11 protein-coding genes, 1 tRNA gene and 1 pseudogene are annotated in these 19,950 nt (G+C 51.3%); 2 read left to right on the top strand and 11 right to left on the bottom strand.

The annotated features are described in order from the left end of the window. Window positions 1–427 precede the first annotated feature (427 nt). Window positions 428–1,252 carry an SAM hydrolase/SAM-dependent halogenase family protein gene (locus EPD17_RS17350; RefSeq protein WP_114234895.1) on the bottom strand — a complete coding sequence of 275 codons (825 nt, stop codon included), beginning with the start codon at window positions 1,250–1,252 and terminating at the stop codon, window positions 428–430. Between the two features lie 257 nt (window positions 1,253–1,509). Continuing rightward, window positions 1,510–2,319 carry an SDR family oxidoreductase gene (locus EPD17_RS17345; RefSeq protein ID WP_132055802.1) on the bottom strand — a complete coding sequence of 270 codons (810 nt, stop codon included), beginning with the start codon at window positions 2,317–2,319 and terminating at the stop codon, window positions 1,510–1,512. Window positions 2,320–2,485: 166 nt separating this feature from the next. Between EPD17_RS17345 and EPD17_RS17340 the strand changes: the two genes are divergently transcribed. After that, window positions 2,486–2,558, top strand: a tRNA-Lys gene (locus EPD17_RS17340). A gap of 100 nt (window positions 2,559–2,658) precedes the next feature. Here EPD17_RS17340 and EPD17_RS17335 read toward each other — a convergent pair. The 7 genes and pseudogenes from EPD17_RS17335 to EPD17_RS17310 all read right to left on the bottom strand — a co-directional run bounded on the left by EPD17_RS17335 (window position 2,659) and on the right by EPD17_RS17310 (window position 15,024). Then, window positions 2,659–3,684, bottom strand: coding sequence for a PorP/SprF family type IX secretion system membrane protein (locus EPD17_RS17335; protein WP_165929645.1), 1,026 nt, complete (start codon window positions 3,682–3,684; stop codon window positions 2,659–2,661). Window positions 3,685–3,694: 10 nt separating this feature from the next. After that, window positions 3,695–10,126 (bottom strand): PKD domain-containing protein, encoded by a 6,432-nt coding sequence (locus tag EPD17_RS17330; RefSeq protein ID WP_240040657.1) that lies wholly within the window; start codon window positions 10,124–10,126, stop codon window positions 3,695–3,697. 876 nt (window positions 10,127–11,002) lie between these two features. After that, window positions 11,003–11,482: pseudogene (locus EPD17_RS20420) on the bottom strand (PKD domain-containing protein); the annotation flags it as partial. Window positions 11,483–11,816: 334 nt separating this feature from the next. Then, window positions 11,817–13,061, bottom strand: a complete 1,245-nt coding sequence (locus EPD17_RS17325) for a family 1 glycosylhydrolase (RefSeq protein WP_132055799.1) — start codon at window positions 13,059–13,061, stop codon at window positions 11,817–11,819. Window positions 13,062–13,137: 76 nt separating this feature from the next. Next, the gene (locus EPD17_RS17320) at window positions 13,138–13,863 is read right to left on the bottom strand and encodes a methyltransferase family protein (RefSeq protein ID WP_132055798.1); all 726 of its coding nucleotides are present in this window, start codon (window positions 13,861–13,863) and stop codon (window positions 13,138–13,140) included. 4 nt (window positions 13,864–13,867) lie between these two features. After that, the gene (gene cmoA / locus EPD17_RS17315; protein WP_204743215.1) at window positions 13,868–14,617 is read right to left on the bottom strand and encodes a carboxy-S-adenosyl-L-methionine synthase CmoA; all 750 of its coding nucleotides are present in this window, start codon (window positions 14,615–14,617) and stop codon (window positions 13,868–13,870) included. A gap of 215 nt (window positions 14,618–14,832) precedes the next feature. Beyond that, entirely contained in the window at window positions 14,833–15,024 is a 192-nt protein-coding gene (locus tag EPD17_RS17310; RefSeq protein ID WP_132055797.1) for a hypothetical protein, read from the bottom strand. A 181-nt stretch (window positions 15,025–15,205) separates the two neighbouring features. Here EPD17_RS17310 and EPD17_RS17305 point away from each other — a divergent pair, with 181 nt between their 5' ends. Then, window positions 15,206–16,456, top strand: a complete 1,251-nt coding sequence (locus EPD17_RS17305; protein ID WP_132055796.1) for a hypothetical protein — start codon at window positions 15,206–15,208, stop codon at window positions 16,454–16,456. Window positions 16,457–16,541: 85 nt separating this feature from the next. On the opposite strand, the gene EPD17_RS17300 is transcribed toward EPD17_RS17305, so the two are convergent. Next, window positions 16,542–18,974: a TonB-dependent receptor gene (locus EPD17_RS17300; protein WP_240040656.1), complete on the bottom strand. Its 2,433-nt coding sequence runs from the start codon at window positions 18,972–18,974 to the stop codon at window positions 16,542–16,544. 162 nt (window positions 18,975–19,136) lie between these two features. Beyond that, entirely contained in the window at window positions 19,137–19,940 is an 804-nt protein-coding gene (locus EPD17_RS17295; protein ID WP_132055795.1) for a hypothetical protein, read from the bottom strand. Between the last annotated feature and the right edge of the window lie 10 nt (window positions 19,941–19,950).

Here is a 19,950-nt window from a genome sequence, read left to right as displayed (position 1 = left end):
TGCTTCATTTGTACGGAAGTTTGTTTTTGCGGAGATGTTAAAAAATGCTGCACAGCGATGCGGAGGTACAAGTGTGCGACGCAACAGGTGGTGAGAGGAGTGGAGGAGGTGGGTAAATGATTTTTTAATGAAGAAGGGAACTGTTTACATGAGCCTAGGATTATTTAATGCGTTGCGGCTTTGATAAATAGTGTCATAGGGCATTATTAATTACATAGCTACTGTTCATGCTTTTACTTTTTTGCTCCTGCAAAAAAGTAACAAAAAAGCAGGCCCGAAATCAAATGACAGCCTGATTTCGGGATAACGCCTTGATTAAGCCGTGGTGGTACTGTGGTGAACGGCAGCAGATCATTGTTCAGCAATTACCTGTTGCCTAAAAAGATTTAATGCCTTGATGCTTTATAAATAGTGGAGAAAATAATCCTTACTCAAAAAACACTTTTACCGTTTGGTAAAACAGGCGGTTGTGCAGCATGGTGCTGGCTTGTGTGGCTTCGTTGTAGCCGCGGAGGCCAAAGAGGCCGGCGGCGTTACCTTTGTTGATGGCAATTTCCATATAACCGGCGCTGTTGAAGAGCACCAGCTTTTCGCCCTGCGGCACATCGGCATAGGAGCCGCTGATGCGTTCGATCACTTCATCGCGTTTGAACACGATCTTGAAGCGGCGCCCTTTACGCTGCTGTTCAAATTGCTCCTGCGTAATGTTGACCACCACGTTTTCGAAGTTGTCGATAAAAATGATCTGGCCTTCGATCCAGTTTTCGCCGAGCATGGGCCGCAGCGGATTTTTTTCTTGGTACTCGGTATCGGGTATGCCAATCCGTTCCACCGGTTCGCCGTTGGCCAGTTGGGTGATGGCTTTGGCGGCCACGTCAATACAATATAAGGTGTTCTTGATGGCCGATTTATCCAGCGGCACGCCAATCACGATGTCGGGTTTGTCTTCCAGGATCATGCTGAGCAGGCCATTGTCGGCACAGATCACATATTGATCGCGGTGGAAGGCAAACAGCAACTGGTCGGGTTTCGACTCGAACAGGTTGATGAGCACAATATGAAAAGTGTACTCCGGAAAATTGCGGATGGCACTGCGACACACATATGCAGCCTGCGGGTAATTGAACGGCGAAAGGCTGTGCGAAATATCGATGATGTTGAACTCGGGGTTGATGCGCAGCAACCTGCCCTTGACGGCGCCAACCAGGTAATCCTGGCTGCCAATGTCGGATGTAAGCGTAACTAAGGGCATAGGTGGTGCAAAAAATTGTTGCAGTTACTGTGTGCTGGTTGCGTGCAGATTGTTCTGCAAAGATGTTTTTTTTAGTTGTAAACGCCCCGTGTTGTTGATAAGGCCCGCAAAGCGTTGCTGCATGGCGGTTTCAGGGATTGCAAAAGATTATAAGTAGTGCAACAGGCCGATGCGCCCAGTATTATTGATTCATGATTATTGATGATTAGTGTGTAGTTATTTCAATAATTAATAATCATAAATCAATAATCTCTCATTTACTTAATCAGTTTCCCATCTTTAAAATAAAACCGGTGCACCAGCTTGTCGGCAAGGGCAGGAAAAAAGCGGTTTAAAAAAACCGTTTGCTTGCCGGTGAACGACATCACAATGCTGCGGCGTTTGTGCTCAATGGCCCGCACCACTGCTTTGGCAGCTGCTTCGGGTGTCATCATTTTTCCTTCATTCATCAGGCTTTCTGCTTCGGGCTTGCCTTCGGCGTTGAGCGCCACCTTGCGGATGTTGGAAGTAACAAAACCGGGCGACACCCACATTACATGCACGTCGTGATCTATCATTTCGGTACGCAGTGCCTCCAGCCAGCCCTGCAGGGCAAACTTGGATGCCGAGTATGCAGTGCGGCCGGGCAGGCCACGGTAACCCGCAATGGAGGAGATGCCTACAATGGTGCCTTTGCGTTGGATGATGGAATCAAGCGCAAAGCGGGTGCAATATGCAGCGCCAAAAAAGTTGACGTCCATTACCTGGCGTAATACATCGTTGGAAGAATCTTCCAGCAGTGCCCGCATGGAAATGCCTGCATTGTTGATGAGGACATCGATGCCACCAAACATTTTGATGGTGGACTGTATAAAATGCCGGCAGTCGTTTTCCGCACTGATGTCGGCCACTACGGTGTGCAGTGGCGATGATGGGTATTCGGATTGCAGGTGGTACAACTTATCATGGTTGCGGCCACAGGTAGCCACCCGTGCACCTTTGGACAGCAGCAGGCCCACCAGCGCTCTGCCAATGCCATCGGAACCACCGGTAACGGCTACTACTTTATTTTCAAAAAAAGAGGACATGACAACAAATTAGATGCGCAAACCTACTTTAAAAATGCCGTTCTTTTGGTGCGGCAAGACACTTAAAAACTATTCACAATGAATGGGATGAAAAAATTATTTCAAAAAATTTTGGCCTGAAAAAGGTGCCTCCCTATCTTTGCACTCCCAACGACGAAAACGGGATGATCTGGTAGCTCAGTTGGTAGAGCAATACACTTTTAATGTATGGGCCCTGGGTTCGAGTCCCAGCCGGATCACTTGAAAAAGCGCTGAACATTTGTTCGGCGCTTTTTTGTTTATTCAAGACAAATAATGCAGTGCTGAAAGGTGCTACATTATTTGTCCCGAAAAAATATTTTAAAACCCCACCGGGCATCTTACCTTCTCTGCCGAACTATTGCGGATGTTCAAAAAACTTTTATACGACAACGTTAGTTCGAACCCGCCCCGCAGTTGCGATGCCACTTTTAGTTTGCTCACATTCACATCGTAAGTGAGGCCAATGGCCAGCTTGTAATAATCCAGTTTGATCACCGGGATCACGGCATCGTTCCAGCGATAAAAAGCACCGGCAGAAAGGCTCACCGTTTCATCGTCGCCGTATTGCAGCAGGTCGTGTTTGTACATGGCGCCGCCCTGGCCCTGGTAGCTGCCGCCCTGGTAAAAAAAGTCGGCATAAAAAATCACCTGGTCCACCTCGCTGGTGGGTGCCGCAAGTCCCACATTGGCCACCAGTTTCTTGTTCAGGCGGATATCGCTTTGCTGGTCAAATGCAACCTTGGGTTGTGTAAAATGAAAATAAGCAACGCCTGTATAAAACTTAGTGCCCATGCCCAACACCGTGCTGTACGAAAGACCCACAGCCGCATCCCAATACGTTACGTTGGTGTTGTTAAAGGTTTGACGGGTTGGGTTGGTGGGGCTGTAGGCGCCATTCACAAACTGGTCGTCGAACTTTAACTCCGTAGGATCAAAACGCTGCTGCACTGCACCACCCATAAAGCCCAGGGTCAGATAAGAATCCTTGCTTCCCGAAAGCGATTTGTGATAGGCCAGCAACGGCATGGCCTGCGTCTTTCCCAGCCGCGAATCACCCGCTACATCGTTGGTCATTTGCAGGCCCACGCTCAGGTAGTCGTTCGAGTTTTGCGTCAGCGCAAATTTTACTTCCGTGCCCAGCGCCACCGTTTTGTACGGCACCGATACACTGCCCCACTGGCTCCTGAACGCACTGGTGGCCCGCACATCGCCCACATAAGTGCCGGCAAGCGCCGGGTTGCGCAGCAGCGGCATTTCGTAAAACTGCGAAAAGTTGATGTCCTGCGCATGTGCATAACCGAAGCAGGAAAAGAGGCTTATAGCAATTGCAAAAAATCGTTTCATGTTGAACTCTTTATTTGAGTATGGACACATTTCCTTTGTACGTGTAAGTGGCGCCGTTTTCACAGATCACATCGGCGGTATAAACATATACTTCCGGCCCGCCGATCACACCCCTTACTTTACCATCCCAGCCATGTGCAGGATCGTTGGGTGCAAAGCCGCTGCGCTCAAATACCACTTCGCCCCAGCGGTTGAATACACGGAATGTTTTTACGGCGGCAATGCCTTTACCCCGCACCATCAGTATATCATTTACACCATCGCCATCCGGCGAAAATGCATTGGGAATAAACAGTTGTGCGCTTTCGCAAAACACTTTGATGCCCAGTGTGTCCGTAGCGCTGCAACCATAAGCAGTGGTGGCTTTTACCAGGTAGGTTACATCCCGTTTAATATGTGCAATGGGTTGCGGACAAGTGGCGCAATCCAGGTCGGCACCTGGCGACCATTCCCATCTGCGTATCGGTCCATTCGTTACTGTTGAAACCAACGGATGCAACGTACCAGTAGACATCGTTAAATCCGCACCGAGGTTGATGGTTGGATACTGGCCCACGGCCACCGTTACAAATGCGGTATCGGTAAAACAGTTGAAGCCATCGTAACCCACCACGCGGTAATTGGTGGTAACCGTTGGTGTAGCCGTGGGATTGGAAATAGTGGTGTTATTTAAACCTGCAGCCGGCGACCAACTGTATGTAGTGGCACCCCTTGCCAGCAGGTTAGATGATTGCCCGATACAAATGCTGTCGTCTGCCGACACCTGCATGTTGAGTGGCTGTATCACCGTTACCACCACCGTATCAAATGCGCTGCAGCCAATGGCATTGGTTCCCTTAACCACGTAGCTGGTGGTTGTTTTGGGCGATGCAATGGGCTGTGTACAGGTAGTGCAGCTCAAGCCTTCCAACGGCGTCCAGCTAATAGCCGGTGCACCCGCTGCAGTAAGCACCGTTGATGTGCCGAGGCAAACGGTTTGGTCATTGCTGGCGGTAACCGTTGGCGATGCATTGATGGTAATGGCATGAACGGTCGTATCATAACATCCGTTTACGGTGCCCGCGATCAGGCGCAGCGTGTAGTTGCCCGGTTGTGCAAAATTGTAGGTAAACACGGCGCCGCTGCCTTTGGCTCCGTTCGATAGTGTCCAATCAAGCAATGCAACAGAATCGGCCGACTGCACCGCTGCACGAAACTGTGTGCCCGTGTTGGTACAACCGGTGTTTTCGGCCTGGATAGCAGCGGTGGGAATATTAGGCACTTTTACCGCAACCTGGCGGCTCACCGTATCGGCGCAGCCGCTGTTGCCCGTTACTACTAACGTTACCGTATAGTTGCCGCTGGCGCTGTAGCGGTGCACGGCGTTGAAACCGGTTCCGGTGGTGCCGTCGCCAAAGTTCCATGCTGCCGCAGCTTTGCCAAAATAGGGTCGCGTTGTGTCGGTAAATGCAACCGATGTCCAGCTGCAGCCCTGTTGTTGCGCAACGGTAAAACCGGCATCTATTTTATCCACCTTAATGGTGTCTAAACCTTTTAACTCAATGGCGCAGCCGGCCTTGTTGAGCAGTGTTGCCGATGGCAGGTAAACACCACCCTGCCGGTATGTATGAAACGCTACGTTGTTTGTAGTAGTAGTGATTGTACCGTCGCCAAAGGCCCACCGGATCGAATCGGTGTTGGATGCCTGCACCTGCAGCCTTGCCTGCCCATCGTTGCACAGCACACCGCCTGCATATTGCAGCGAGCCCGAAGGGCCCAACACCTGCACCTGCCGGGTGGTTATATAAGTACAACCCCCGGGCACTACGGAGGTGAGTGTAACGGTGTAGGTGCCTGCTTTTGCAAAAGTGTGGGTCACTGCATCACCGCTGCCTTCGGTGCCATCGCCAAAGTTCCATTGCGCGGTTACAGCCGGTGTGTTGTGGTTGGTAAATGTGACTGTTAACGGTGCGCAGTTAGCAACGGTGTCAGTTGCATCAAACCAGCCGCGCCTGCTTTTTACAACGGTTATTTGCCGGCTTACCGTATCGGTGCACACACTGCCCGGCGCATTGGTGCGGATGGCTTGCAGCCGCACGGTGTAAATGCCTTCCTGTTTGAATAAATGCGTTGGTTGCACCAGCGATGATGTGGCGCCGTCACCAAAGGTCCACAGGTACGATGTTGCATTGCCTGATGTATTGGCTAACCTTACCGTGTCGCCAATACAAACGGTGTACTCGTTTGCTGTAAATGCTGCAGTAGGCGTGGGGTACACCACAATTTGTTCGGTGGTGGTGGTGTCGGAGCAACCGTTGGTTGCAAACAGCTTAACTGCGTATGTGCCTGCCTGTTGGTACAAGTGTGTGATTGTATCAATATTGCGGGTGGTACTCAGCACATTGCCGTCGCCAAAATCCCAGCGGAATGAAGAAGCACCTTTTGAGTTGTTGATAAACCGAACCGTATGCGGCTGGCACCCCGACTGCTCGTTTCCGTTTACGGCAAAATCAAGAAAGAGCTTGTTGGGCGATACAACGATGGCGTAGCGCAACGAGTCGGCCCCGCAATCGTTTGCCGCCCGCAGCGTAACATAAAACGTATCCTGAACACCAGTGATGAATGTGTGCCCGATCGTATCGGCCGATGTGGTGTTCACGATTGTGCCGTCGCCAAAGTCCCAAACATAGCCATCCACTTTACCCAAAGTTGTATTGTTAAACACCACCCGCATGGGTGAGCATCCTACTGTTTTGTTGGGGGTAAACAACACTTTTGGTTTTGATTTTACCAACACCGACCGCGTTACCGTAATGGTATCGCATGCCGAAATAGCATGCAGACTAATGGTGTAGGTAGTGTCATTTGCCGAAGGCGCCGGTTGAAAAGCAATGGTGCCCGGTTGTGCGCTGGTAGCATTTTGCCCGTTGCCAAAGGTCCAGTAAAAAGTAAACAGGCCCTGGTCCGGTGTGGTATTATTGATCTGCACATCTAGCGGGCCGCAGCCGCCATCGGTGCTGATGGTAAATGCAGGCTTGGGCTCCCGCACGGTAAAGAACCAGCGCTCCGTGCTGTCGGCCTTGCACCCATACAGGCTTACCGCTTTTAGTTTGATCAAAACCGAATCCTGGCTTTCGTTGATGGTGTATCCCGGGAATGCATTTCCCCTGCCGATTAAATTTCCGTTCGCATACCATTCGTAATCCCTGTTGCGGTCGGCAAATGCCTGTAGCTGGATGATGGAGGTATTGATGTTAAACGGTGCGCAGGCGGTGTCTTTCGTTACTGCAAATACAGCCCTTGCATCGGGGTTTACCGTGATCGTTACTGCATTGCTGGTACTGCTTTGCGGGCCGCTACACAGGTTGGAGCTGACCAGCCTGCGGTATTGTGTAGTAGCGGTGATATTTGCCGGCTGGTAATCTTTCGAAGTGGCACCTGTAATGTCCGTCCAGGTGGCGCCGTCGCTGCTTTGTTGCCATTGGTATAAAAAAACTCCATTGGCCCCGGTAGGTGCAGCGCCCACCAGTGCAGCAGGCGTAGCACCGGGGCAAATGCTTCCATTTGCCGAAATAGTATTGTTGCCCACTGCAGCCTGCACGTTGATCTGTACTCGGTCGCTTTCGCTGGCGCAGGGTTGCGATTGTACCACTCTTTTTACAAAGCCCGATTGTGTGGGTGTAAAAATCAAGTCCTTGCCTGTTTGGCCGGCAATATCATTCCAACTATTGCCATTGGTGCTGAACTGCCATTGGATGGTATAACTGCCATTTCCGCCAATTGGTGTTTGGCCCGTAACGGAAAGAGTTTGCCCGGCGCAAATGGTTTTACCTGTCCCATCAATTTCATTGATAACTGCCGGAAATACTTCTATCATGACAGTGTCTTTTGTGGCTGCGCAACTGGCAAAGCCTGAAACGGTCCACTCGAATGCATAGGTATTGCCCGGCACCAATCCATTGATGGAGGAGGTAGGCGAGGAGGGCGTTGCAGTGGTTACGTCGGGCCCGCTTATTTGCCTCCAGGCTCCGGTTGCGTTTCCGGTGGCGCCGCCTTTCATGTTGTAAGTGGTTGCTGCGCATAAAAGGGCATCGGGGCCTGCAGCAGCCGGTGGTGTGGATGGCTTTACCGTTACTTTATACGAAACGGGATCACCATTGCATTGGGCACCGTTGTATTGATACACGGGCACAGCGGTGATGGTTGCTACCAGGTCGGTGTTGCCGGTATTGCTTGCGGTAAATGCGGGGATTGCATTGCCGCTGCCATTGGTTAAACTAATGCCCGTGCCGAAAACCGTCCAATTGAAACGCACCGCTGCGCCTGCAGTTTGTTCTGCATCATGCACCGGCGTAAGCGCCGTGATGGTAGCGCCGGCGCAAACCACTTCATCCGGTATAGCTTGTAGCGTGATGCGTGGTAGCACAGTGATTTTAAATGTAGCGGCACTGCCTGCGCAACTGGTGCTGTTGGCTATGTTGGTTGGCGTTACGGTGATGGTTGCTGTTTGCGGCAGCTTGGTGTTGTTGGCCGCAGTAAACTGCGGAATATTTCCGGTGCCGGATGCCGCCAGCCCAATGGCTGCATTGCTGTTGGTCCATGCATAACCAACACCCGTGTTGGGCGTACTGGTAAATGTTACGTCGGTTGCCGGTGCATTGGCGCAAAACGTAAGATCTGCTATCGCTGCCAGTACCGGCGTTTCAACTACCGTAATTTTTACCGAACCCGAAAACGCACTGCAACTGCCGCTTTCCACCCTGCGGCGGTAATATGTTGTGGCATTCAGTGCGGGTGGCTGGTAGTCTTCGGCAGTGGCCACTGCAATGTTTGTCCATGTGTTTCCATCTGCCGATTGCTGCCATTGAAAACGGAACGCGGTGGCATCGCCGGATGGTGTTTGTCCATCCAATAAGACTGGCGTTGCGCCGGCACAAATAGTTTGCGCTGCCCCAATTTCATAGTTGGACAATGCGCCCTGCACGTTGATGGTAACGGCATTGGATGCCTGCTCGGTGCAGGCGCCGCTGGTTACCAGCCTGCGGTATTTGGTAGATGCTGCAGGCGTGCCGGGATTGTATGTTGCACCGTTGGCACCGTTGATGTTGACCCATGTAGTTCCATCTGCGGAGGATTGCCATTGGTACGTAAAGCTGCCATTGCCGCCCGAAAGGTTGGCCACGCCGGTAATGGCCGTGGCTGCATTGCCCGAACATAGATTTTGGTCAGGGCCAATGGTGTTGCCCGAAATAGCGGGCAATACATTTACCGAAATAGTTGCCGGCGCACTGGCGCAGCCACCACCCGATTGGGTTACATAATAGGTGGTGGTTCCGGCTGTTGTAGTGGCCGGTATCGGCGATGTGGGATCGCCGTTGGTGAGGGCGCTGTTGTTGTACCAGGTGAGGGTGTTACCTGCGGTGGCCGTGGCCGACAGTGCATTGGCCGCGCCGTTGAGGCAATGGGTTAGGGGCGATGTAACCGTTGGCGCATTGGGCCTTGGGTTTACGGTGATGGTAAAGGTGGCCGACGGACCGGCGCAACCGGTTACCGGCGTAACGGTAATGCGGGCCACTTTGGGCGTGGTAGTATTGTTGGTGGCTGTAAAACTGGGAATGCTGCCAGTGCCGCTGGCCGCAAGGCCAATGCTGGTGTTGTCGTTGGTCCAGTTGAACGTGGTGCCACTAACGGTGCTCGTAAAATTTTGCACCCCCGTAGCGGTGCCGGCACAAATGTTTTGGTTGGGCGGCACGGTTACATCCGGTGCAGTGCGTACATTGACGGTTTGTGTTTCTGTGGTGGTGCCGCATTCGTTGGTAACGGCCAGCGTTACCAATTGCGGACCGGAGATGTTGAAGGTGACATTGCCTGGTGTGGCGCTGTTGGAAGTAGCCGGTGTGCCGTTTTGAAAGGTCCATGCGTAGGTGGCTGCCGTGCTGCTGTAGCAATTGTTTACGGTGGCCGTTGGCGTTATGGTTCCGTTCTGGCAAATGGCTGCAGGTACATTGAGGCTGACCCGCGGTTTTTCTTTTACGGTGAGGGCTTGCGTTACCGGTGCCGATTCGCAGCCACCCGGACTGATGACCACGAGGCTAACGGTGTACACGCCTGGATTGATGAATTGAAACTCGGGGTTGGCCGAACTGGCGGATGTGCCGTTTACATAATTAAAATTGGAAGTGGTAGGCGTACAGCCTGCACTGTTAGCATAACTAACCGACCAGCGGTAGCTATTGTTGCCACAGGTGGGGTTATCAGAACTGTTGGTTGCTTTAACGGCAAGCGGACCGCAACCGGAGGTTTTGTCGACGGCAAACTTTGCGACGGGTCTTGGTGTAACGCAAATGGTTTTAACAACCGTTCCGGAGCCGCAGAGACTGTTCCCACCACTATTTAATGTTATTGTATAAACGCCAGCTGTTTGAAAGGATAAGCCAATTGATGTACTGCCGGCACTCCACAATGAAGGATCAGTGGACCCAAAAGCATCGCCTAAAGAACCAGATGTCAGGGTCCAACCAGACGCCGGTGTTATTTTCCATACTGATTTTCCAGCCGAGCAAACTCCCAGCGCGGAAACACTATTGCCGTTTGTCCCGGAATTAGTTACGGTTACTTGAGTATTGACACATACAGTATCTTTTGGAGAAATTGTAATTGCAGGTTTTGTTTTTTCTGAAACATAAATCGGAGCAACAGTCGCTGCAGAAGTGCCGCAAGGATTTGAAGCTTGAATAGAAGCAGAAAATGAATTATTGAATGATCCACTAACCTTCCCGCAAGAGCCTATTTCAAATAAATGTGTGACTTCCAGAGGTACTGGATGGGTAAAATTAATCGGCGCAGTTTCATCGTTAAATGTTACCGTATAGTTGGTGCCGGGTGGGTTATTCGTAGTGTTCGAAATATCAAAAGTGAGCGAACTGCCTGAGCAAATTACGGTATTTCCCCGAGTGCCAAATCCAACAGCAGGGTTACTGCCAACAAACACGTTGTATGTACCAGTATCCTTACATCCGTTTTGACCAGTAACAATAAACAATAGCTTGTAGACACCAACATTGTATGTATGATTTAATAGCGAACTAAATGTTGCTGATGAATAGTTAGTGCTTCCATCGCCCCATTGAATTTCATAGTTAGTATTTGTTGATTGAGTAGTGGAACCATTTGTAAAGTTGAATTGCGAAGGAGTTGAACTACATTGAGTAAAGTAGGGTAGTCCGTTATATAATGTAGACCCTGTCCCATTCAACTCAGTGCTTGGTGTTTGCTTAACTGCAACCTTTTTCACTATCGAATTTGTGCAACCATCGGCATTTGTCACTGATAAGCGAACATCAAATGACTGCGAACTATTTCCTGCATTTCCTCGAAAGCGATGGCTTGGGTTTGCTGCAGTTGAGGAGTTGTTATTACTTGATGCGACATCATCAAAGTTCCAGGAATAAGTAAGGTTAGAACCCGTTGAACTATTGGTAAACTTTATTGGAACTGTTGCACAAAGACCTGCCGGATCAAACGCAAAATTGGCAGTAGGATTCGCTTTTTCCGTTATATCCACCGCCTTAAGCGTGTCGCCTGAATTAACAATTACAGAATAGGAGCCAGGCTTGTCTATCGTATGGTTAGCTGCTCTTGCGGTAGGAACAGCAATTTTATCTTTCAACCACTGAAAAGTTGCCCCGGCCGGTGCACCGTCAACCGTAAGAACTAATGAGCCGCCCTGGCAAAGGTTGCCGGTGTATTTGATGGATTGGCTGAAACCTGTAAACGCAATGAATAAAAAAGCAGCAAGTAGACATAAGGTCCGCTTCATGGTGGCAGTTGGTTCTGGTTCTGAATTTGGGGCAAGGTAATAAAAGGGTTGAAAACATTATAATGGCGTATGCGCCTGAACGCCGCTGTGGTGCCAGTTTTCAACAATTTTCTTGATGCCCAAAAACGAACAGGGAACGTGAAGCAATGCCTATTGCAATTGGAAGGTGCCAACCGCAAGTGCATGTATTCAACTGACGGTTAAGCATTTACCGGTATAGCGATTTTGTAAGCCGCTGTTCTTTGTGGGTAGCGTGTCATAGCATTTTGCAACGGCTGCAATGTGTGTAAACAGGAATTTATTTTTTAGAATATTACAACGCCCAGCGCCTGCACTAATGCCAATTGGCATCGGGTTGCTTGTTCAACCTTTTTGCTGCATCAATCACATCCTGCAGTTCCACCGGGTCGCTGAACGGGTCGTCATCCAGTTCGGTTACGCGGTTCAGTTCTTTTTGCCAGCGGCGCAGTTCGGCTATATAAGGATGGTAGGGTACCCGTTTCAAATCATCGCCTTCAGGCACCACATCGCACAGGCCGTTGTGCAGCCATTGGCCGGTGTGCCAGTCGGGCATATCCACCGCCGGAAACAGGCAAATGCCGTGCAGGTCGATGCCTGACGCCACCGCGGCCAACGATTCTTCCATTACATCGCGCAGCCAGTCCACACGGCCTTCGTTCATGCCGCTGGTTTCGCCAATGATCATGGGCCGGTGGTACCGTTCCCACACCAGCCGCAGCAGGTCGCACAGCGGTTTAATGCGGTCGTCGTGCGGCTCAAGTGCTTTGTGGGGGCCTTTTTCGCGGTATTCCATCTGCCCGAACGAATAGTTGTTGGCACCTACAATATCCAGTATCTCCGGTGCGCCGCCCAGCTCGGGATGCACTTTTCCATACAATACATCCCATGCTAAAAAAGTATCTACAAATGTTTCGTGGTGGGCAGCGGCCTGTTGGTCGGGGCGATCCCTGGGGGCCACTACCTGCACCAGCGGATCGATGTGGATCATGCGGGCATCGGGCAGCACTTCGCGAATGGCTTTTACCCCTGCAATGGCTGCTTTGCACAACTGCAACCGGAATGCAAAGCGGTCGGCTTTAGACCGGGTGTATGGTGCCACCCAGCCCCACTCGCCGCCGCAAAAAGAAAAGAAGGTGATTTCATTGATGGGTGTAAAAAAATAGGGCCCCGGCAGCCGTGTGGCCACATAGCTTGCCAGCGCTTTGCAATAAGCGGCAAAGCGTTGAACAAATGCATCTGTATACGGGCTCAGGTCGTCGGGGTAGCCGTAATGGCATAGGTCCCAAATGGGCAGGATCTGCTGCTCCCGCATGGCGGCAATCATTGGGTTGATGGAACTAAAATCGTACACGCCGGCTTTGTCAACATGCGGCCACGAAACACCTTCGCGGCTGACTGCAATGCCCCATTGGCGCAGCAGGTGGTAATCGGCAGCGGCGTGTTTGTCGTGGCCCGTTTCGGCCACTAAATTGCGTCGCCCCTGGTCTTTCCAAAGAAAAGAAGAACACTCAAAACCCGAAATAAAAAAGGTAGGAAAGATGCCCGGTTTCTTGACCATTTGCTGCCTGTTTATTAGTACAGGCAAAGGGCATTAATTACTGTGCCACAAGTAAAATTTGTTACCTGCGGAATGTTTACTCATCACGCATCCGCCCTGTTTTTTTCAGAAACCGCACCAGCACATACAGCACCAACAAAATGGAAATGGAAATCCATAACATGCGGTTGCGTAAGGCATCATCGCCGCCGGTCAGTGCATCGTAATTGAACAATAAAATAAGGATGATGCCGAGCAGCCAAATGGCCTGCGTGGTGTGCTCCTTTAGTATCCATCGTTTCCATTTAAAATGCATACCCGAAAAAGTGCGGCCAATGCCGCGGAGGTCGGGTATCCAACGATTTACGCGTTGGGTGTATGCATCATATGTAGGCCCAAATTTGGCCCGTAAAAAAGCTTCTTCGGCCAGCACTATGGCCTGGTAAATAAAAAGAAACAGCGGGATAAATACGGTTAGGTATAACAGTGAGTTGCTCAAGATGCCCACGCCTGCCAGCATCAAAATATTACCCACATACAGCGGGTTGCGGCAATGGTTGAAGATGCCTGAAGTAACCAGTTGCTCCGCGTATACTTTGCCGCCTTTGCCGCCGCGGATGATATAAGCCAGCCCAATGGTGGCGCCCCTTATCGCCTGGCCGCTGATGGTGATGACCAGCCCGAGGATGATGGGCCACAGGTAATAATGCGGACCAAAACCTTTGGCCGAAAAAATGGGTGGAGAGGGGATAAAGAGGGCTGCATACAATACAATGAACAACAGGTTGCGGTACCTGAAAAAAAAGTTGCCGATCGCAATCATAGGGTTATTTTTTCTGCGCAATGATGCCTGCGAAATTGTACCATTTAAAAAACACTTCGTGGTGGCCAAAGCCTGCTTCTTTCAGCATCAGCACATTTTCGGAAAGCTTGTAGGGGATGAGCACATTTTCCAGCGCTTCGCGTTTTTGCGCAATTTCCATTTCGCTGTAGTTGTGGCGGCGCTTCATGTCGTAATAGTATTTAATGAAGTCGCGGTTGAATGAACTTTCTTCGGCCAGGATCTTTTCCACCAATATTAAAACACCGCCCGGTTGCAGTCCGTCGGCAATGGTACGCACCAGTTTTTCGCGGTGCAGCGGCCGCACAAACTGCAGCGTAAGGCACAGCACTACCACCGATGCATTGGTAATGGTGATAGGGCCGCCCAAATCGGCAGATACCAATTGGCAGGGGCGCTCCATGCCGATGTCGGCCAACTTATGGCGGCATTTTTCCAGCATCTCGGTCGAGTCGTCGATGCCAACAAACGCAATGCCCTCGGCCACTGTGCTGTCCATGTTAATGAGGGTGGTGCCGGTGGAGCAACCCAGGTCGTACACATAGGTGTCGGGCTGTGCATGGTCGGCAGCCATCTCGGCTACCATGCGTTGTATTTCCTCATAAAAAGGCACGGAGCGGTTCACCATGTCGTCGAACACACGGGCCACTTTTTCGCCAAACTTAAAATCAGAAACCTGCTTGATTGCAGCATTGAAGACTTCATCTTTTGCATCGCCGGCGGCCGGGTTGACCATATTCATTTGTTTGCTTATATCGTAAAACAGGGGGATTAATGAAGCCATACGAATGTATCGAAAAAGGATACAATTTGTTTTGAAATATAAATGGGCCGCGCCGATTTTTTTTAACCTGTTCAATGGGCAGATAGGTACTGTCCACTTCCGCAGACATACAACAGGCGGAACGATTACTGGACAACTATCAACGACCTGCTACAAACATGCTGCTATTACTCTTCGCTTTCCTCGCCGGCACCGTCCTGCCGCTGCACAGGCGTGCCCTGTTCCCGCACCACATCATCTCCGGTGTCCTGTGCACCGCGCAGCTGTCCGCCTTTCAGATCGTTGGCACCGGTGCGCTCCAGTTCCCGTTCAATGTCCTCGTTGCGCAGCATGCCGCCCTTGTTTTCTTTTGAAGCCATAGCCTTGTTTTAAAAGGTACACCCACAAAACAATGCCAGCCCTTTTTTACACCCGTCGAATGCCGCTGATAGGGCAAATAAAAATTTTGTGCTATATTATTATATATTTACAAGCTGAGCAGTAAGGTTGCTATCCGGCCTTATTGCAATTTTTTCCGAGTCATACCCTCAAATGCTGCTTATGAACGTTCAGGTACCTGCTTACCGGGTGAGGCAATGCCTCTGGGTGCTGTTAGTGGTGGCCCTATTCTTCCTTGCCGGCACCAGCTTTCACCACCTTTATTTTAATAGCTTTCCTTATAACTGGCAACAAATGTTGGTCAGCCAAATGAGCCTCGCCATTGAAAACGTTGCTGCGGCCTGGTTTTCGAGCATGTTGCTGCTCATTGCGGGCTTGCTGTCGCTGGGTGCATACCGATCCGATGTGCAGCAGTTTGGCGGCGGCTGGCAAAGAGTGGTCAGCGTGGGCTGGCTGTTTATGGCTGCTATTTTCTTCCTGCTGTCTTTCGACGAAATGGGGTCGGTGCACGAAACCATTGGTGATACATCCGTGTTTGCCACGCTCAGCAATGGCTCGGGCTGGTTCCTGTTTGAAATACTGGTAGGCCTGGTGGGCTTGCTGATGGTGGCCTTTGGCTGGATGCGGCTGCGGCGGGTGCCACTGGCGCTGGTGCTATTTTTTGCCGGTGTGCTGATGTACCTGAGCAACCCGTTCCAGGAAAAACTCGAGATCAACTCGTACCGCTCCGCTGCCGACCCCCTGCTTTGGAAACGGCCGCTGGGCCTCCTGTTGCTGGAAGAAGGCTCTGAACTGGCCGGCTCTTTTTGTTTTATTGCGGCCTGCGTGGCTTACCTGAAAAAAGCAGCAAAGCAGATCGGCTATTCCGGCATCAGCATAAAGGTAAGCACACAGTGTGGTGTGGCCTGCCGCCAGCTTTGGACACTGCTGGGCGCTGGGGTGCTGGTGCTGGTGTTGTTTGGAAGCAACCAACCGCACCAAACCGAAACCGGCATCGGGCAAAACTGGGCTCCATCGGCTGTTGCCTTTGTGCTGTTTGCAGCAGCGCTGTATTTTGGTTTCCGGTCGCAGGCCAACAGGCAGCAACAACTGTTCTTTGGTTTGGTGGCACTGGTGGCGCTTGCTATTTCGCTTGCTGCGGGTATTGATCTGCTCAATCGCGGGTTCATACAGAAGCCCCTGTTCCGGTGGGCGTTGGTGGCGGCCTGCGTGGTTGCATTTGTGCTGATGTTCCGGTTGTGGCAGCGGGCCTGGAGCCAAAGCACCAAATGGGCGCTGCTGTTGTGGCTGGCGTTTACTGCCGCCGCTATCTTTTTACCCCAACCGGCAGCCCTTATTTCTTTTTACTGTGGTGTAGGCTGCCTGCTTGCGGGCCTTTCGGTTGCGTACCAGCGGCAGCATTTGGCTGTGTGATATTTATACAATAAAAAAAACGACGGACTGAATAAGTCCGTCGTTTTTGCTTGGTGCCTATGCATTAAGGCTTGTAGGTATTTGATTAAAAACGATAGGCAACGGTGGCCACAAACTGCCGCGGCGGAATGGGGTTGATGCTATAGTTTTCGTGCATGTAGTAGCTGTAGGTGTTGGTCAGGTTTGATACTTTAGCCAGCACCGACATTTTTTTATAAGTATAACCGGCACTCAGGTCGATGGTGGCAAAACCATCCACTTCCATCAGCCTCGAGTAGGTTTGCGTTTGTCCCTTGGTGTTATTCCAGCCACCAAAGCGGTTGCCCACATAGTTGGCCGTGGCGCCCAGTTTCAGGCCTTTTAGCGCAGTGGTGTGCAGCGTGTAAAATGCACTGGCGTTGGCCGTGTGTGCCGGTGTGTTCACCAGGCGTTCGCCTTCCACAAAGTTGCCTTTTGCTTCAGGCGTTTTGGTGTAGCGCATGTAGTTGTAGCTGTAGCCCGCCAGCAACGATAGACCAACCATTGGCTGACCGGTCAGGTCCAGCTCCACGCCATCGCTGGTGGTTTGGCCGGTAAGGGCTTTGATGGCGGTATTGTTATTAGGTGTTACGCCATCTTTCAGGAACCGTGCTGTTTGCGACAAATTATTATTGACAATGCGGTAGGCCGTGATGTTGGCCGAAAGACGGCCGCCAAAGAAATCGTTTTTCACACCTACTTCATACTGGTCAATGATCGAAGGCTTCAGCGTGTTTCCGTCCACATCCACACCGGTATTTGTGTTAAACGAATTGGCGTACGATGCAAAAATCGAAGTGGTTTCGGTGGGTTTGTACACCAGCCCTAGTCGTGGCGAAAATGCCTTGTCGGTTTTGTCCTTACCGGTGCTTTGTTTGCCTGTAAGCAGGTTGGTCGAGTCGGCGCCCTTTGTTTGCACATAAGTATAACGTAGGCCCGCCAGCACGTTGAATTTCGAAGAAACCTGGATCAGATCCTGCACGTACGCGCCATAGCGGTTCATCGGGATATCCACCGAACGGATGCGCTCTGCAGCCGGGATATCGGTGCGGCGCACATACTTGCTGGCGTCGAGTATATTGATCGAATCGTAGATAGCGGGTTGGTTAAATGCAATGTTATTGGTGAGGTAGCGGTCGGCATCGAGGCCTGCCAGGGTGGTGTGTTGCAGGCGGCCGGTTTTAATTTTACCATTCAGGTTCAGCTGGCCGGTGTAATAATCTTCTTCGGTGTAGGTTCTGCCCAGGGGCCGCTTCCAGTCGCCGTTGCGGGCCGCCTGGATGCGTTCGGTGGAATAATAATCACGGTTGTATTTCTGGTACGACAGTGAGCCGTTCAGCGTCCATGCATCGTTCAGCTCGTGTTTTACCGTAGCGGTTGCGGTGGCCTGTTGTGTTTGGGCATACTGCCAGGGCGTGCCGTAAAATGTGTTGCGGGGCACGTCGGGGATACTTGTGTTGTCCAGGGAACCAATACCGAAATCAGGCGTAAAATCATGCTTCAGGTAATCGCCTTCCACCACCAGCTCGGTGCGGTTGCCCAACTTGAACAGCAGCGAAGGGTTTACATAAAAACGCTCCGAATTGACTACATCGCGGTATGATCCTGCCTTCTCATAAGTACCGTTGATGCGGTAAGCCACCTTGCCATTGAGCGGACCGTAAATATCGAATGCGGGTTTGTACAGATCATACGAACCAATGCGCATTGATACTTCGCCACCGTGCCTGAACTTGGGTTGCTTGGTTACCATGTTTACCACGCCGCCGGGTGCCACCTGCCCGTACAAAATGGCAGCGCTGCCTTTGAGTACTTCCACTTTTTCCAGCGAGCTCATTTCGGGCATGGAGCCGGAGTTGATGCGGGCACCGTTTTTAAACAGGTTGGTGCTGGAAAAGGAATAGCCACGTGCCGAAAAGTTTTCCTGTGTGCTGGCACGGGTGGTGGAAAGATAAACGCCGTTTACGTTTTTAATCACATCGCTCAGGCGCTGTGCCTGCTGGTCGCGGATCACCTCGCTGCCAATTACGGCAATGCTTTGTGGCAGGTCCATGGGGGCGATGGCCACTTTGCCAATAGCCACCGGCTTTTCGTTGAGGCTTTTATACGACTGGATGATCACGGCCTGCAGCTGGCGTGAATCTTCGGTAAGCGAAAGCGAAAGTTGCACCGTTTGCGATTCTTTTACCACTACTGCCTGCTGTTTTGTTTGCAAGCCCACAAACGAAACCACGAGCACATAGTTGCCGGGTTTTACATTGCGCAACTGGAAAAAGCCCGATTCGTCGGTAATGGTGCCTTTGCCCGTGCCCTGCAGGTCAACGCTTACGCCTGCTGCGGGTTGTGTATCGGTTGTGGTAACGCGGCCTTCAATAATGCCATTCTTTACTTCGTCGATTAAAATTTTTGGCGGTGCGCTGGTAAATGCCAATCCGTTTTCCTGAGCCCCGGCGGTTGCCAATGCCATCACCGCCGCCATCGAAAGTATATATCTCTTCACCTGTTTGGAAATTTTTTGCAAAGCACGGGCATTGCATTTTCGGAAATATGCCGGATCGGGAAAAGTGATTACGCAGAACGGAAAAACTGGCGGTGGCGTTGATAAAATGGAGGTGAGGTGTTTGTGCCTGCAACCGATGCAGTAAAGAAAAGACTGGTGCGGCTAGTATTGGTTTGACCGCATCCTATCCAGCGCTTCCAACACTGCTTCAATCATCCTGGTTTGTTGCGGCCCATGCCCGTATTGTGCTTCCACATTGGTATAGCTGCGGCCCATTTTACCCCACAAAAAACCCAGCGAGCCATCGTCCTGCGCCCCATCGTTGTGTTGCAGCACGGCGTTGATGCGTTGTTCTTTTAATTGGTAAAATAGTGCGCTGTCGGTGGTGAGTACAAAATCGTCGGGGTCCATTTCCGCATTGCGGAACACATCGGCCGCTTCGTTTGCAAACGAGCCGCCTGGAAAATAAGAAAGCAAAGAGTAAGCGTTTTCGGTGTTGTTGTGCACCGCAATAAGCGGCAGCGAATCGGGGAGGAGCGAAAGCAAAGTATCGCTTAATTGCAACACTGCTTCCAGTGCTGCCGGCGTGTAGTCACCCAATAATTTCAGCGATTGCTCTGCGCCTAGTGGCGTAAACATCCGGTTCGGATCAAACTGGTGGGCCTTGCCATCGAGGCGGAAACGCACCAGCCGCTGCCGCCCGTTTTGCACCGCCAAATAAACACCACCACGCTGTTGCAGCAGCTGCTGTGCGGCTTCATTAGCGGTTTGCTCGTTGTGGTGCAGCAGCACAAAAAACGGTGCAGGTGCATCGCCATAGCGGCTTTGGTGCACCTGCACCGTATCGTTGCCCAGCGGCAGCAGTAAAGTATCCACCACCGGCTGGTACAGTTGTGCGGCAATGGGCTTGCAGCCGGCAACCGCATACACGGTTGCAATAAGCAGGCAAATGGTCCGCACCACCATAAATTTTTTG

Source organism: Pseudocnuella soli (assembly GCF_004347775.1).
In the GTDB taxonomy this organism is placed as follows: domain Bacteria; phylum Bacteroidota; class Bacteroidia; order Chitinophagales; family Chitinophagaceae; genus Flavisolibacter; species Flavisolibacter aquaticus.
Note: the sequence above shows the minus strand (reverse complement) of the source record. Positions and strands in the feature narration are given on the sequence as shown.